General features: G+C 41.2%; 16 protein-coding genes. All 16 read right to left on the reverse strand.

Annotated elements, in window-relative coordinates:
• Positions 1–143: 143 nt before the first annotated feature.
• Positions 144–1409 carry a pitrilysin family protein gene (locus V6C27_04610; protein ID MEG6615708.1) on the reverse strand — a complete coding sequence of 422 codons (1266 nt, stop codon included), beginning with the start codon at positions 1407–1409 and terminating at the stop codon, positions 144–146.
• 78 nt (positions 1410–1487) lie between these two features.
• A complete protein-coding gene (locus tag V6C27_04615; protein MEG6615709.1) occupies positions 1488–2615 on the reverse strand; it encodes a D-alanyl-D-alanine carboxypeptidase family protein in 1128 nt (375 codons plus the stop codon).
• A gap of 102 nt (positions 2616–2717) precedes the next feature.
• Positions 2718–3461, reverse strand: a complete 744-nt coding sequence (locus V6C27_04620) for a polysaccharide deacetylase family protein (protein ID MEG6615710.1) — start codon at positions 3459–3461, stop codon at positions 2718–2720.
• A gap of 125 nt (positions 3462–3586) precedes the next feature.
• The gene (locus V6C27_04625) at positions 3587–5806 is read right to left on the reverse strand and encodes a polyribonucleotide nucleotidyltransferase (GenBank protein ID MEG6615711.1); all 2220 of its coding nucleotides are present in this window, start codon (positions 5804–5806) and stop codon (positions 3587–3589) included.
• A 205-nt stretch (positions 5807–6011) separates the two neighbouring features.
• Complete coding sequence (rpsO, locus tag V6C27_04630; protein MEG6615712.1) at positions 6012–6281, reverse strand: 30S ribosomal protein S15; 270 nt, start codon at positions 6279–6281, stop codon at positions 6012–6014.
• An 87-nt stretch (positions 6282–6368) separates the two neighbouring features.
• Positions 6369–6590, reverse strand: coding sequence for a hypothetical protein (locus V6C27_04635; protein ID MEG6615713.1), 222 nt, complete (start codon positions 6588–6590; stop codon positions 6369–6371).
• 11 nt (positions 6591–6601) lie between these two features.
• The gene (locus tag V6C27_04640; protein ID MEG6615714.1) at positions 6602–6829 is read right to left on the reverse strand and encodes a hypothetical protein; all 228 of its coding nucleotides are present in this window, start codon (positions 6827–6829) and stop codon (positions 6602–6604) included.
• Between the two features lie 130 nt (positions 6830–6959).
• A complete protein-coding gene (locus V6C27_04645) occupies positions 6960–7889 on the reverse strand; it encodes a bifunctional riboflavin kinase/FAD synthetase (GenBank protein ID MEG6615715.1) in 930 nt (309 codons plus the stop codon).
• A 101-nt stretch (positions 7890–7990) separates the two neighbouring features.
• Positions 7991–8923 carry a tRNA pseudouridine(55) synthase TruB gene (truB, locus tag V6C27_04650; protein ID MEG6615716.1) on the reverse strand — a complete coding sequence of 311 codons (933 nt, stop codon included), beginning with the start codon at positions 8921–8923 and terminating at the stop codon, positions 7991–7993.
• Between the two features lies 1 nt (position 8924).
• Entirely contained in the window at positions 8925–9872 is a 948-nt protein-coding gene (locus tag V6C27_04655; protein MEG6615717.1) for a bifunctional oligoribonuclease/PAP phosphatase NrnA, read from the reverse strand.
• Positions 9873–9888: 16 nt separating this feature from the next.
• Positions 9889–10251: a 30S ribosome-binding factor RbfA gene (gene rbfA, locus V6C27_04660; GenBank protein ID MEG6615718.1), complete on the reverse strand. Its 363-nt coding sequence runs from the start codon at positions 10249–10251 to the stop codon at positions 9889–9891.
• A gap of 29 nt (positions 10252–10280) precedes the next feature.
• Positions 10281–13025: a translation initiation factor IF-2 gene (infB, locus tag V6C27_04665; GenBank protein MEG6615719.1), complete on the reverse strand. Its 2745-nt coding sequence runs from the start codon at positions 13023–13025 to the stop codon at positions 10281–10283.
• A 31-nt stretch (positions 13026–13056) separates the two neighbouring features.
• Positions 13057–13368, reverse strand: coding sequence for a ribosomal L7Ae/L30e/S12e/Gadd45 family protein (locus V6C27_04670; protein ID MEG6615720.1), 312 nt, complete (start codon positions 13366–13368; stop codon positions 13057–13059).
• A complete protein-coding gene (locus V6C27_04675) occupies positions 13361–13633 on the reverse strand; it encodes a YlxR family protein (GenBank protein MEG6615721.1) in 273 nt (90 codons plus the stop codon). The genes V6C27_04670 and V6C27_04675 overlap by 8 nt, the downstream gene beginning before the upstream one ends.
• A 32-nt stretch (positions 13634–13665) precedes the next feature.
• Complete coding sequence (gene nusA, locus V6C27_04680) at positions 13666–14868, reverse strand: transcription termination factor NusA (protein ID MEG6615722.1); 1203 nt, start codon at positions 14866–14868, stop codon at positions 13666–13668.
• Positions 14869–14888: 20 nt separating this feature from the next.
• On the reverse strand, positions 14889–15347 hold the full coding sequence (rimP, locus tag V6C27_04685) for a ribosome maturation factor RimP (protein ID MEG6615723.1): 459 nt from the start codon (positions 15345–15347) through the stop codon (positions 14889–14891).
• Positions 15348–15392: the final 45 nt, after the last annotated feature.

Genomic DNA, 15392 nt, shown 5'->3' on the forward strand with positions numbered 1-15392 from the left:
CTTCCTCACCGTTTAATATTTGGTCTGGATCATTGTTCTATTATGAATATATATTAAATTACCGGCTGGGTATTACATAAACTGAGGCTATAAACACAAAAGGGGCTGTTGCAAAGTTTTGCAACAGCCCCTTTATCTAAATTTTAGAAGTTAAATTTTTTAAAAGCATTTTCTAAGTCGCCGCAATCTTCCCAGGAACCAATGGCAGCCATGGTAAATTGGTCCCCTTTAAACAGATCGCCCGCCACCCGTTGAATGTCTTCATTGGTTACTTTATAGACCCTTTCAACAATTTCATTTGGATGCAACACTTTGCCCATATACAGCTCGGATTTGCCTAACCTACTCATGCGGCTGTTCACATTTTCTAATGAAAGTAATAAACCGCCCTTCAACTGATCTTTAACCCTTTTTAGTTCCTCAGGGGTAATGCCATTTCGTGCAATATCCTTGATTTCTTTTAAAACTAACTCCAGCGCTTGATTGACATTTTCTTTTGACAAGCCAGCATAAATACCTAAAATACCTGCATCTTGATATGAACTATGGTAGGAATAAACTGAGTACACTAAACCCCGCTGTTCCCGTATTTCCTGAAACAGTCTGGAGGATAAACCGCCACCCAAAACAGTATTCATTATTTGCAATACATATATATCTTTATGTTCTATGTGATATCCTGGAACGCCAATAATCATATGTACCTGTTCTGTGCCCTTATTGTTGCAAGCTAAACCACTGACACCCTTCGGTACTTTGCTTTGACGGGGAGTATCATCAGCCTTTAACCTGCCAAATATAGGTGCTAGCTTATCCACCACTTTGTCGTGCTTAATATTTCCCGCCACCGATATCACCATTTTATTAGGGGTGTAGTGTTTTTGATAAAAATCGATCAAATGGTCCCGATTGACAGAATTAATAATTTCAGCAGTACCAATAATTGGTCGTCCTAACGGGTGGCCTTGCCACATTGTTTTAGTAAAGATGTCATGCACCAACTCATCCGGTGCATCTTCATACATTTTTATTTCTTCAATAATTACATTTTTTTCTCGATCTATATCCTCTTGCGAAAATTTTGAATTAAAAAGCATGTCGGATAGCAAATCCACCGACAAATCGAAATGTTCATCCAACACTTTGGTGTGATAACAAGTATATTCCTTAGTGGTGAAAGCATTGAGTTGCCCACCCACTGCATCTAATTCTTCAGCAATTTGCTTAGGAGTTCTTTTATGGGTGCCTTTAAACATCATGTGCTCTATAAAGTGGGATATGCCACTATTTTCATCATTTTCATCCCTTGAACCTACGTTTACCCAAATACCAGTAGATATCGAGCGCACATGGGGTATTTCTTCAGACAATATACGAACACCATTATCTAATGTGGTCTTTTGGTACATCAAATAACCTCCTCAAAATATGTGCAGTTACACTCCTTACTAATAATACATAAATTTATCCCCGTTTGGCAAACTTTTCTATAAATAATCACACATTCTTTGATAAATCAGTAAATGTTTCGGCAATTTTGTGACAGCGGACGCGGTAATTAAATCTACTCTGCCCACTTCCCGATCATTGACATTTACCGTTACCTCCCCCACTTTACAGTGTGCCCTCACCGGTGCAACCATTTGTCTTTCTAAAGTCAACCTTTGCTCAAAGGTGCCTTTATCCCACTTTGGTACCAGTATGTTCATGCTTTCTGCAGCAACTATTGGCACTGTTTGGTGATAACCATCTTCTACCCTTACCGTTGTAAAGTGTTCCCCCTTTGTCAATACCACCACTTCTTCAAAATTCTCCAAACCATAGTTTAATAACTTTAATGTATCACCATAACGGTCATCGCTATGCAACACCACCGCAATTAAGTGTCGGCCTTCTTTATTGGCTGATGTAACCAAACAGCAACCCGCAGCGTTTGTGGTACCGGTTTTGATACCGTCAACCCAGCTGTAGCTCCACAGTAGCTTGTTGGTGTTGCGCAAATAGCGATCCATACCATCGGCATTTGCTATTACCCTTTGGCGGGTACGTACTATGTCACAAAATTTTTCGTTGGTCATGGCGTATTTAGCAAACATTGCTAAATCGTATGCCGATGAGTGGTGTAAATCATTGGGTAACCCGTTGGTATTACAGAAGTGGGTATTGTATCCGCCTAAAATTTTAGCATGATGGTTCATAAAATTTACAAACATATCTTCGCTGCCAGCAATATGTTCTGCTATCGCTACACAGGCATCGTTGCCTGAGCGAAGCATAGCACCATAGAGCAAATCATTTAACGTAAGTTTTTCGTAAGGTGTCAGGTGAATACTGGATTCCCCAATTGCTGCAGCCTTGGGACTGACAGAAACCAGCGTTTCCAAATTTCCACCTTCCAAAGCAATAATTGCAGTCATTATTTTGGTGGTGCTGGCCGGGGGGCATTTTTGTTGACTGTTCTTTTCGTATAAAACTTGGCCAGTTCTGCCATCAATCAATATGGCAGCATCAGCTGTTATATTGGGTGCATTGATAGATACATTTTGTCCATAGGCGGTATCAAATTTAACCAGGGAAAACGCCACCACAATCAAAAATATAATTCGATACTTCAATGTAAATCACTCCAGTATGTTTTGCCCTGATGTTAAGCGTACCCGATTAAATATTACTTAATACCACAAAGAGGACCCATTTTGAGCCCTCTTTGTGATATTTTATTTTTCTGCCGTTGGGTTTTGCTCTTCTGCAGTGGATTGAATCATTTCAGAAACTTTAACAAATTTGTAGCCGTTCTGTTTTAATTCTTTAATCATCTCTGGTAGAGCTTTGACAGTAGGAGCAGTGGGATGCATTAAGACAATGGCACCATTATGGGCTTTTTGAGTTACCCGTTGGGTAATGACTTCCGGAGCCGGCCGTTGCCAATCTATAGTGTCCACACTCCACAAAATACATTGGTAATTAGCTTCTTCACAGGCCGCTAACACCGCTTTACCCCTTTCCCCATAAGGTGGAGCAAACAAATTTATAGGTTTACCAGTTATTTGGGTAATAATACTTTCTGATTTTTTTATTTCACGCAAATTTCCATCCTTAGTTAAATGATCGGGATGGGGATGCGAATAGCCATGGCTACCAATCTCATGCCCTTGGTAAGAAATCTCTTTTAATAATTCAGGATACTTCTCTGCCCATTGACCGCCAATAAAAAAAGTTGCCTTAATATCATTTGCTTGCATAATTTTTAACATCTGAGGCAAATACTCTTCTCCCCAATATACATTTACCGTTAACGCAATTTCTTTTTTTGTATCAGATCCTTGATAGATTGGGGCAAGGGTTGTTTCTGCATAACGATCGCGCATAGCTAAATAGCCGATGGTGATAAACATTGTCAGTAGCAATAACCAGGCTATCAGCCGAAAGGCAAAATTTTTTCTAAAATACAATATTCTCATATTCTTCTAATCCCTCCCTTTCTACTAAGACAAATTTATGCGTAATGGTCTTCCAATATACAAAAGGGTGGAAAGAAATGAAAACACAATAAAAACCCCATCAAGTTGATGAGGTTTTGCCATCGTTAAAACTTTTTATTTGGTACCCTTGGTTTACGCGGAGGACGATTAGCAGGTTTTTTTTCATTTTCCACATAACCCTCGGGTGGTTCCATCGCTTCTTTTTTAGATAACTTTAAGCGACCCATGTTATCATAACCCAGTGCTTTTACTGTAATTTGATCGCCCTCTTTAACAACGTCTTCCACTTTTTCTACTCGGTTGTAGGCCAGTTGTGAAATATGCACTAAACCTTCTTTTCCTTGTAATCCCATCACTCCGGGAATCACTTCCACAAAAGCACCAAAGTCAGTTACTTTGACAACTTTGCCTGTGTATATTTCACCAGCTTGTACATCAGAGGTAATCATTTCAATAATTTCGTGGGCTTTCTTACCAGCGTCACGATTAACGGCGGAAATAAATACTCGTCCATCATCTTCAATGTCAATATCGGCACCGGTTTCTTCAACAATCCGTTTAATAATTTTGCCACCAGGCCCGATGACATCTCTAATCTTTTCGGGATCGATGTGTGTGCTAATAATTGCCGGAGCATGAACAGAAATTTCTTCACGCGGATTGGAGATCACTGCCAACATTTTGTTTAAAATATGCATCCGGCCTTCATGGGCTTGGGCTAAAGCTTGTTCAAAAACTTCTCTGCTGATTCCAGCTATTTTTATGTCCATTTGCAGAGCTGTGATACCCTTTTCGGTACCAGCAACTTTAAAGTCCATATCACCCAGAGCATCTTCGATACCTTGGATATCTGTTAAAACAGTGAATTTATCGTCTTCTTTAATCAAACCCATAGCAACACCGGACACCGGTGCTTTTATTTTTACTCCAGCATCCATAAGTGCTAAAGTACTACCACATACACTACCCATGGAAGTGGAACCGTTGGATTCTAAGGCCTCAGATACCACACGAATGGTATAAGGAAATTCATTTTCTGGTGGTAAAACTGGTACTAAAGCTCGCTCCGCTAGCGCACCATGTCCAATTTCTCGTCTTCCCGGTGAACGCACTGGCTTAGTTTCACCAGTACTAAAGGGAGGAAAATTGTAATGGTGCATGTAACGTTTGGTTTCTTCGGCACCCAAGCCGTCTAAAATTTGCTCTTCACTAACCCGACCCAATGTGGCTATTGAAAGAATTTGCGTTTGCCCCCGGGTAAACAAACCACTGCCGTGAGCACGGGGCAGTATTCCCACTTCCACTGAAATGGGACGTACTTCGGTAATGGCACGACCATCAATGCGTACTCTCTCCTCAGTGATCATTCTGCGCATTACTTTCTTTTCCATCATACTGATCAACTCATGGATTGTTGGCAGATCATCTTCAGTAAATTCTTCCACAAGTTGATTAATTAGGTTTTCTGTCACTTCCTCCAGTAGGGCTTCCCGTTCTTTCTTAGACAGTCGCTCTGCGGAACATTTATGAATTGCTTCAGTGAATTTTTCATCAGCCAACGCAGTTACTTTCTGTTCCAGCACTGGATCATACTCTGGTAATTCTAAAACAAATTTTTCTTTAGCCAATCCCATGGCTAACGCTTCTTGGCGAAATTCTTCAATCATTTCTACAATTTGTTGGGTTACACTGTGACCAAACATAATGCCTTCCAACACGACATCTTCTGGCAGTTCATTAATACCGGCCTCTACCATCATCACGGCATCTTTAGTTCCGGCAACCACCAAATGCATTTCACTTTGTTCCTGTTGGGCCACCGTTGGATTAACGATAAACTGGTTGTCCACTCTACCTACAATGGTACCGCCAATGGGACCTTGAAAGGGGATATTTGATATATGTAGCGCAGCAGAGGCGCCAATCATCGCTGCAATTTCTGGTGCATTGTCCTGATCCACTGATAACACAGTGGCAATTACTTGCACCTCATTGCGCAGTTTTTTATTAAATAAAGGTCTGATAGGTCTATCGATAAGCCTTGATGAAAGTATCGCCTTTTCACTGGGGCGACCCTCTCTTTTAATAAAGCCGCCTGGAATTTTACCTACAGCATACATTCTTTCTTCATAATCTACCGTTAATGGAAAGAAATCTAAACCTTCCCGGGGGTTTTTTGACATGGTAGCAGTTACTAACACCACAGTTTCCCCATAGCGCACCAAAACTGCACCACCAGCTTGTTTAGCCACCCGTCCGGTTTCTAACACAAGATTGCGACCACCAAGGTTTATCTCCTTTCTGAGGATGTTGGGTTGCGTCATTGAATTACCTCCTGAATATTTCATTTAAGTTTTATGTGTTGTTTAATAAATATTTGGTTGTGCTGCACCATTAATTACCTATTGTCTGCATGTTCTACATATGTAATATTATTTCCTTTTATTTATGGATAAAATACAGCTAAATACTAAAATTAACTACAAGTGACTACTATACAAGAAAAAGCGGGTAAAAACCCGCCTTTTCTTACTTGCGCAAACCTAATTTTTCAATGATTGCACGGTAACGATCGAAATCACGGTCACGTAAGTAGTTCAATAGAGCACGACGATGACCAACCATTTTTAGCAGACCACGACGAGAGTGGTGGTCCTTCTTATGGGTTTTCAGGTGGTCTGTGAGGTAATTGATGCGCTCAGTTAAAATTGCAATTTGAACTTCTGGTGAACCGGTATCATTTTCATGAGTTTTAAACTTTTCAATAATACCTTGTTTCTTTTCTGCATTCAACGCCATGTAGTTTCACCTCCTAAATTAGTATCACCGTTAGCCAAGCAAACCGCCGGAGTTAACGAATTCCCTAGCTAGCAGTTATTTGGAAAATTACTTTCCAATTATGGTAATTACCAAACGGCCATTTGGGATGTCCTTGGCGACAATATCAAACATTCGGCCTGATTTGGCAAAAAAACCCCTAAAACGTGTTGCAGCAGGAATGCGTCCAGGTATACCCTTGGCAGCAATAATAATATCTTGGGTGGTTATTTTATCCTGTCGCATATCCTTGAGTCTCTTGCGAGCGTGCTCGGTTACAATTATTCGCATAACTAGCCTGACTAACAGCCCATGCTGTGCTGTCCAAATTCTTCATCGTTTTGAGCCAGAAATGCAAATAACGCATCTTGAAACGCCACCAACCTTACATTATCCATATTGGACTTTACATATTGGGTTTCAAGTTCTCTTTTTAGGCTTTGAAATTCATCAGATAGGCATATTAAAGCTATATGATTAAGCCAAAGTTTAATCTCTTCATCAGGGGAATCACATTTGGGTACTCCCACTGGCAACCGTCTCCTTTCTTTGTGTACAGACGTTTGCCGCATTTAATTGTAGCATAAACTAGAGCGATTGTAAATTAATGTTTTAAATTATTTATATTAGGGGAGTGGCCAAAATATTTTTGGTATTTCTTTACACTCGATTGCTTATGGTCATTTCAATATCTTGATTAATTTGAGTAATTAAGTCACTCACTGAATTGAAACGTTTTTCATTGCGCAATCTTCTTAAAAATTTAACTACAATGGTGTCACCATAAATATCGTCATTAAAATCCAGTAAGTGTACTTCTAAGTTGCGGTAATTACTTTGGCCATTAAATGTTGGCTTGGTACCAATATTGGCAACACCTAAATAAGTGTCATCATTTATTTCCACATGTACACTGTAAACCCCATTGGCAGGGGATAACAGTTTGTCGCTCAACTCCAAATTAGCTGTGGGAAAGCCAATGGTGTTACCTCTACGGTCACCGGTTACCACAATCCCTTCAACAAAGGGGGTATAACCTAAAAACTTGGTGGCCTTTTCCACTTCACCTTCTAAGAGCATTTTGCGAATTAATGTACTGCTAACCACCTGATCATTTATAGTTACCGGCTCGATTACTTGTAGAGTATAACCATACTTTTCTTGATATTTCTTTAGCGTAGTAACATCCCCCAAACCGCGGTTGCCAAAAGTATAATTATAACCTACAACTATTCCCTGTACAGCCAACTCCTCAAATAATATATCATTTATAAACTGTTCGGGGGTCATGTTGGCAAAGTCAAGATTAAAGGGAATAGATAGTAAAGCATCAATTCCCAAGCACTGCATCATTTTCTCTTTAGCCTGCTGAGATAACAATTTGGGTGGCTCATCTTTAGGTGACAGTACTGCCAATGGATGGGGGTCAAAGGTCATAACAATAGCAGTACCTTCATTATTTTTGGCAGTATTGATTACTTGCTTAATCAGTTTTTGATGACCAATATGTACTCCGTCAAAGTTTCCTATACCAACCACAATGTTGTGGAATTTATTTTTTAGTCCTTTGAAGGAATTTAAGACAATCATTAGTGCATTCCTCCTAAAGTTACAGCCGGCATTAAGTTTGCCCGCCTGGTCCCTTTATAAATAACACGTTGCTTTATTATAGGTATGTAGAAAATATCAGTTTAGAGATTAATTTGCAATATACATATTGGTTTATACACCAGTCGTGTTTCCGGTTCAATTTCCATCTGCACTTCCGCTAAAGCCAATAGTTCATTGTTAGCCTTTAGCCTAACTATTTCTCCAACTTCAAGTTGTTTTGGCTGCTGCTGCACTCCTGGGGGGTACAATTTAGCACCGGACAAAACCGACTTAATTGCTTTATCTTTCACCAATACCTGTGGATAATCTAACAGGGCATCATCCATTGAAATTAAAACCTCAGAGGCATTTGCTCTATTTTGCAAATCCTCAATAGTCACTGTATTTTCTATTTTAAAAGCACCGACACCAGTCCTCAGTAAAAAACTCATATGAGCGCCAACACCTAATTTATCACCGATATCATCACATAGTGTCCGAATATATGTCCCTTTAGAACAATGAACATCAAACAACACCCGGGGATGCTCGGTACCCCAACCGGTAGACCACACCAGATCAATACTATAAATATTGACACTGCGGGCCGGTCGCTCTATTTCAACGCCTTGACGGTGTAAATCATATAATTTTTTACCACCAATTTTAATGGCGGAAGTCATTGGCGGTACCTGTTGAATATTGCCCACAAAGCCATTTAATATCTGTCTAAAATCCAATTCTGTGATGGCCGAGGCATCTATATTCCTCAACACCCGCCCCTCTGCGTCCAAAGAATCAGTTTTAATTCCCAGTGTTATCTCTGCTCGATAAAATTTATCGGCACCTGTAATATATTGGGAAATTTTAGTGGCCCTGCCCACTGTTATCGGCAACACACCTGCAGCGGCAGGATCTAAAGTGCCAGTATGTCCCACTTTTTTGGTTTTAAACACTTTGCGTACCAAGTCCACCACATCGTGGGATGTCATTCCAGGTGGCTTTAAAATATTTACAACACCTGTTCCATTCATGCTATTGTCCTCTTTTAACTGCAGCCAAAGCAGCTGTGATCACTTTTTCTTTTACTTCTTCTATATTGCCAGCCATTTGACAACCAGAAGCTCTTTTATGTCCACCGCCGCCAAATAACCCAGCCAGCTGATTGACATCGACATAATAATTGGAACGCATACCAACTTTTATCATATTAGGGGCCTGCTCTCTAAATAAAAGTGCCACTTCCACACCTTTTATTTGTCGGGGGTAACTAATTAGGTTGTCGGTATGCTCGTCCTTGGCCCCGGTCTTTTCTTTGCTGGTCCAGTCAAAGGAAATCCAAGCAACTTTACCACATTGGGATACCGTTAAAGTTGGCAATGCTTCCTTAAGTACTTTGATCACTTCTAACGGCTTTTCATCAAAGATTAATTTAGAAAGCCTAGCCACTGGCACCCCACACTCCAGTAAAGATGCCACACGCCTATGGGTTTCTGCAGAGGTTCCCTCGTATCTGAAGGAACCTGTATCGGTGACAATGGCAGTATATAAATTGATCGCCATCTCTTTATCGATCACAGTACCCATTTCCACTAATAAATCATAGATTATTTCACCGGTGGCAGCGGCCTGAGAGTCAATATAACTCAGATCACCGAAGGTGGATTCGCTGGCATGATGGTCTATGTTCACCACCGTAACCCCATCATTAAGTAGACTAACCAGATGCTTACCTAGACGGTCAGGTACCGAGCAGTCCACCACAATGAACGTATCGTACTGTTGTGCCGGCAAACCATGAACCACCAAATCAGCACCGGGCAAAAACAGATAGTTGTCTGGCAATGGATCAGGGCTGGCCATGGTGACCTTTTTACCAGCCTTCTTTAAAGCCAACCCCAATGCAATGGTTGAACCAATACTATCCCCATCGGGCGTTATATGCCCCGAAATAATAACATTTTGTGAGGCTTTTAAGGCCATTGCAATATCCGCCAGACTATTCATTGCGCGTTTGATCCTCTTTAATTTCTACTTGTTTTAATACCTCCATGATTTTAACTCCATGGCTGATGGATGAATCCAATTCAAAAATAATTTCTGGTGTGAAACGCACCTTTAACCGTTTACTTAACTCGGTACGAATGTAACCCTGGGCATTTTTTAGTGCCTTAATCGTTTCTTTAGCTTTGGCATCATCACCCAACACGCTAACATATATCTTTGCATGCCGCTTGTCACCGGAAACCTCCACCATTGTGATGCTGGCAAATCCCACTCGCGGGTCCTTTAGCCCGTGCTGAATTATCTCAGCCACTTGTTGCTTAATGGTTTCCGCCATTCTACTTGTGCGGTGTGACATCCAACACACCTCCTGTAATTTAGATATTATTAGGCCAATTCTCTTTTAATTTCTTCGGTAACAAAAGCCTCAATAACATCTCCCTCTTGAATATCATTAAATCTTTCAATGGTAATACCACATTCATAACCTTGGGCTACCTCTTTGGCATCATCTTTAAAACGTTTTAATGTATCCAATTTACCTTCATGTACAACAATGCCATCTCTAATTACTCGCACACCGGCATCGCGGTTAATTTTACCTTCAACCACATAGCAACCAGCAATGGTCCCTACTTTAGATACCTTAAATATTTTACGCACTTCTACCTGACCAATTACCACTTCTTTATACTCAGGATCCAACAAACCACTCATTGCTGCTTTAATGTCATCAATGGCATCATAAATGACGCGGTAGGTGCGCAAGTCAATTTTTTCAGCCTCTGCTGCCCTTTGGGCGTTAACATCCGGTCTAACATTAAAGCCAATTACAATGGCATTGGATGCTGAGGCCAGCATAATATCAGTTTCGGTAATCGCCCCAACACCGCCGTGCACCAGAGACACTTTTACTTCTTCGTTAGAAAGCTTCTCTAAAGACTGTCTCAATGCCTCCACCGAGCCTTGCACATCAGCCTTCACTACAATGGGCAATTCTTTAATAGTTCCTTCTTTAATATTCTTAAATAAATCATCCAGCGATAATCTGGTGGTGATTTTCTGTTCTTCTTCCCGTTTTTTGTTCACTCTCTTTTCAGCAACGGCTTTAGCCGTTTTCTCATCCTTTACCGCAACCAGTACATCGCCAGCCCCGGGTACACTATTTAAACCCAATACTTCCACTGGAGTAGATGGGCCAGCGGTTTTAACCCTTCTACCGCGATAATCCATCATTGCTCTGACGCGTCCATGGGCACTACCTACCACAACAGTGTCTCCAACATTCAGAGTACCATTCTGCACCAGTACAGTGGCCACTGGTCCACGACCTTTGTCTAATTCGGCCTCAATTACAGTACCTCTGGCTAACCGATTGGGGTTGGCTTTCAGTTCTTGCATTTCAGCCACTAACAAAATCATTTCCAACAACTCATCTAAACCATGGCGTTTAATGGCAGAAACTTCAACGCTAATGGTATCACCGCCCCATTGTTCCACCACTAAGCCATAATTGGTCAATTCCTGACGAACCCGATCGGGATTGGCCTCGGGTTTATCCATTTTATTAATAGCCACAATAATTGGTACTTCGGCAGCTTTAGCATGGTTGATGGCCTCTATTGTTTGTGGCATCACACCGTCATCAGACGCCACCACTAAGATAGCTATATCTGTTGCCTGGGCGCCTCGAGCTCTCATGGCTGTAAAAGCAGCGTGGCCTGGTGTATCTAAGAAAGTAATTTTTTTACCATTCTTTTCAACTTGATAGGCACCAATATGTTGAGTGATACCACCCGCTTCGGTGGCTGTAACATCAGTCTCTCTGATGGCGTCTAACAGAGATGTTTTACCGTGGTCAACGTGACCCATTACTGTAACCACCGGCGGACGCAACTCTAAATCTTCTTCGTTATCTGCTTCTTCGGCCATAATAGTTTCTTCAATATCTTCTTCATGCTTGATAATTACTTCATAGCCAAATTCATTAGCAATTAGTGTTGCAGTATCAGCATCTATTTCCTGATTGATAGTTGCCAAAACGCCTAATTTCATTAATGCTTTAATGACGTCTGCAGCTGTACGGCGCAGTTTTTCTGCCAATTGTTGCACAGTAAGGCTTTCGCCAATGGTAATTGGTTTCTTTTCCATTGGCTGACCGGGCAATTGTTTCTCAGCTTTTTTGTTTTTATGCTTTTTGCGATGTTGATGTTTATTAAACACGTTTTCCTTTTTATCATGGGATTCAGCCCTTAAATCCTTGGAAAAAGGCTTATTAGACTTACGTTGCTCACTACGGGGTCTTTCCTGGGCCTTGGCCTTAGCCTGGGCAGCCACCACTGGATCTGGTTTTGGTATAGCTATATCTCTATCTTTAGCTGGCTTATTATAGGAACGATTATTGGGTCTACCCCCACCCTGGGGACGATTACCATAGGGTTTATCTCCTTGGGGTCTGTTACCCTGGGGCTTGTTGCCATAGGGCCTATCTCCCTGGGGTCTGTTGCCCTGGGGTTTGTTACCATAGGGTCTGTCTCCTTGGGGTCTGTTACCCTGGGGACGGTTACCATAGGGTCTATCCCCTTGGGGTCTGTTACCCTGGGGCTTGTTGCCATAGGGGCTATCTCCCTGGGGTCTGTTACCCTGGGGACGATTACCATAGGGTCTATTGCCTTGGGGTTTGTTACCCTGTGGGCGTTCACCTTGGGGTTTATTACCTTGGGTCCCTGTATGCTTTTTATCACCATGAGCACTTTGGGCATTATTGTTAAACCTGCTTGGTCCACCCTGTGCACCCGTTCTGTTTTTACCACCCTGTGTATTATTAGGTTTGCGTTCTTCAAAACGGCGATCCGGTGGGCGAGAGGGTACCCTGTCCACAACCCCTGGAGTATGATCCTGGTTAGTTTTTCGCTTATTATCATTCCTTTTTTCTGGGCCATTATTTTCATTACTGTGTGTGTTTACTGCCTTGGGGTTATTATTGCTGTGTACTATTTTTTTGTAATCACTTTCTTCCACCACACTAAGAGCAGATTTAACACTAATGCCCATTTTAGAAAGTCTTTGCATAACTTCCTTACTTTCTATGTTTAACTCTTTGGCTATTTCATGCACTCTTTTTTTTGTCATATATCCACCTCCGTAAGATGGCGTAGAGTCTCTACGCCTCTCCCCCTCCTATTATCTGATGAATTCCCTTGGCAAAGTTGGTATCTATAATAGACAGAGCAGCTCGACGAGCTTTTCCAACCGATAAGCCCAATTCTGTTTTAGATGAGAATTGTATTAAGGGGATTTTATTAGCTTTTGCCAAGTATATATAATCTTTCTTGGTGCGCTCTGAGGCATCGGTTGCTAAAATTACCAACTTTGCCCTATTGTCCTTAATACTATTTTTAACCTGACAATCTCCAGAAAGCAATTTACCTGCTCGCTGACAAAGCCCTAACATATTGGCAGCTTGTTTATTCACCTTTGCTCAACTCCTGCTTTAGGTCCTGGTAAACATCACTACCAATCTTTTGTTTGAAAGATTTTTCCAACCTTTTTCCCTTTTCCGCCTTGACTAAACATTCCAGTTGTGGGCAGATGTATGCGCCCCGCCCTGATTTTTTACCAGTATAATCAATCTCTATAGCCTCATCAGGGGTACGCACGATCCGGACCAATTCTTTTTTAGGTTTCATTTCCTGACAACCAACACACATACGCAATGGTTTCTTTTTTACTTTGTGCACTTTCAACCCCTCTTCCATCCACTTGTTACGCTTTATAAGTCCTTTGGTTCAATATCATCATTGGGCTTAGTATCCGCAACATCCAATTCATCTGTGGTTTCCTCTACATAATCCTCTATATAATCGTCTATATAATCGTCAATGTCGTCGTTATCGTAATATTCACTGGTCGCATCATACTGATTGTATTCTGGATAAATTTCTTTCATTTGTGATTCGCTTTTGATGTCTATCTTCCAACCTGTCAGTTTAGCAGCTAGACGAGCATTTTGACCTTCTTTGCCAATGGCTAAGGACAACTGATAATCCGGTACAATTACCCGGGCAACCTTTTCATCCTCCCAAACTTCAACTGCCACTACTTTAGACGGTGAAAGGGCATTGGCCACATATTTTGATGGATCTGTATCCCATTTGACAATATCAATTTTTTCATTATTAAGCTCACCCACTATGTTTTGCACTCGCATACCCTTTGGACCAACGCAAGCCCCCACCGGGTCCACATTTTCATCTCTGGAATACACAGCAATTTTTGAGCGGGTACCAGCTTCCCGGGCCACAGATTTAAGTTCAATTACGCCATCTTGTAATTCTGGCACTTCCATTTCAAACAATCTCTTTAACAAACCTGGGTGAGTGCGGGAAACTAAAATTTGTGGTCCTTTAGAGCCTTTGCGCACTTCAATAATATATGTTTTCAATCTCATGCCGGGGTAATAGTTTTCAGTGGGTATTTGTTCAGAAGGTGCTAAGATAGCCTCGGTTTTACCGAGTTCAATATAGACTGTTTTCTGTTCAACCCGTTGAATAGTCCCAGAGATGATATCCCCCTCTCTGTTGGCGTACTCTTCATAAATGACATTGCGTTCCGCTTCTCTGATTCGTTGTACCACCACCTGTTTCGCAGTTTGCGCGGCAATACGACCAAAATTTTTCGGCGTCACCTCTGTTTCCACAACATCGCCCAGGCTATAATTGGGATCTATGGCCTGGGCTTCTTCTAAAGATATTTCTAATCTGTCGTCAATAACATCATCAGTTACTGTTCTTTGGGAAAACACTTTAAAATCCCCGGTTGCTCTATCAATGACTACATTGGCATTCTGGGCCGAGCCAAAGTTGCGCTTGTAGGCGGATAACAAAGCCGCTTCTATCGCTTCCAGGAGTATATCTACCGAAATACCTTTCTCCTTTTCCAGGTCATACAATGCATCTAAAAACTCACTATTCATTTGTTAGCCTCCTAAATAATTCAAAATTCTACCATTAATTTAGCCGAAGCTATTTTATCCAAAGAAATCATCATTTCTTTACCATCAATTTCAACTGACACCATATTGTCATTTATACCCTGTAATTGACCGATAAATTCTTTTTTACCATCAATCGGCGCAAAGGTCTTTACTAATACTTTACTTCCTGCAAAGCGTTGAAAGTGCTCAGGTTTTTTCAGCGGACGTTCAATACCAGGGGATGAAACTTCCAATATGTATGAGTTTGGTATTGGATCTAGTTTATCTAGCACCTCTTCCAGTTGTTCTGATACAGCCTGGCAATCATCCAAATCTATACCGTCAGGTTTGTCGATAAACACTCGCAAATACCATTGTGCCCCTTCTTTTACGTACTCCACATCTTCCAGTACTAATTGCAAAGAATCAACTATAGGTTTAGCAAGTTCTTCTACCAGTTCGGTAACTTTTTTACTCATTTAGTTTGGGGCCTCCCTCAACATGTATCGTGATAAAACGAAAGA

It is taken from the genome of Peptococcaceae bacterium 1198_IL3148 (assembly GCA_036763105.1).
Taxonomy (GTDB): Bacteria; Bacillota; Desulfotomaculia; order Desulfotomaculales; family Desulfohalotomaculaceae; genus JBAIYS01.

Coding starts and splice junctions, on each gene's coding strand:
- truB (MEG6615716.1), bottom strand. CDS start 8,923: ATGAATGGAACAGGTGTTGTAAATATTTTAAAGCCACCTGGAATGACA.
- V6C27_04655 (MEG6615717.1), bottom strand. CDS start 9,872: ATGGCCTTAAAAGCCTCACAAAATGTTATTATTTCGGGGCATATAACG.
- rpsO (MEG6615712.1), bottom strand. CDS start 6,281: ATGGCGTTGAATGCAGAAAAGAAACAAGGTATTATTGAAAAGTTTAAA.
- nusA (MEG6615722.1), bottom strand. CDS start 14,868: ATGAATAGTGAGTTTTTAGATGCATTGTATGACCTGGAAAAGGAGAAA.
- rimP (MEG6615723.1), bottom strand. CDS start 15,347: ATGAGTAAAAAAGTTACCGAACTGGTAGAAGAACTTGCTAAACCTATA.
- V6C27_04610 (MEG6615708.1), bottom strand. CDS start 1,409: ATGTACCAAAAGACCACATTAGATAATGGTGTTCGTATATTGTCTGAA.
- V6C27_04645 (MEG6615715.1), bottom strand. CDS start 7,889: ATGATTGTCTTAAATTCCTTCAAAGGACTAAAAAATAAATTCCACAAC.
- rbfA (MEG6615718.1), bottom strand. CDS start 10,251: ATGTCACACCGCACAAGTAGAATGGCGGAAACCATTAAGCAACAAGTG.
- V6C27_04635 (MEG6615713.1), bottom strand. CDS start 6,590: ATGCGAATAATTGTAACCGAGCACGCTCGCAAGAGACTCAAGGATATG.
- V6C27_04620 (MEG6615710.1), bottom strand. CDS start 3,461: ATGAGAATATTGTATTTTAGAAAAAATTTTGCCTTTCGGCTGATAGCC.
- V6C27_04625 (MEG6615711.1), bottom strand. CDS start 5,806: ATGACGCAACCCAACATCCTCAGAAAGGAGATAAACCTTGGTGGTCGC.
- infB (MEG6615719.1), bottom strand. CDS start 13,025: ATGACAAAAAAAAGAGTGCATGAAATAGCCAAAGAGTTAAACATAGAA.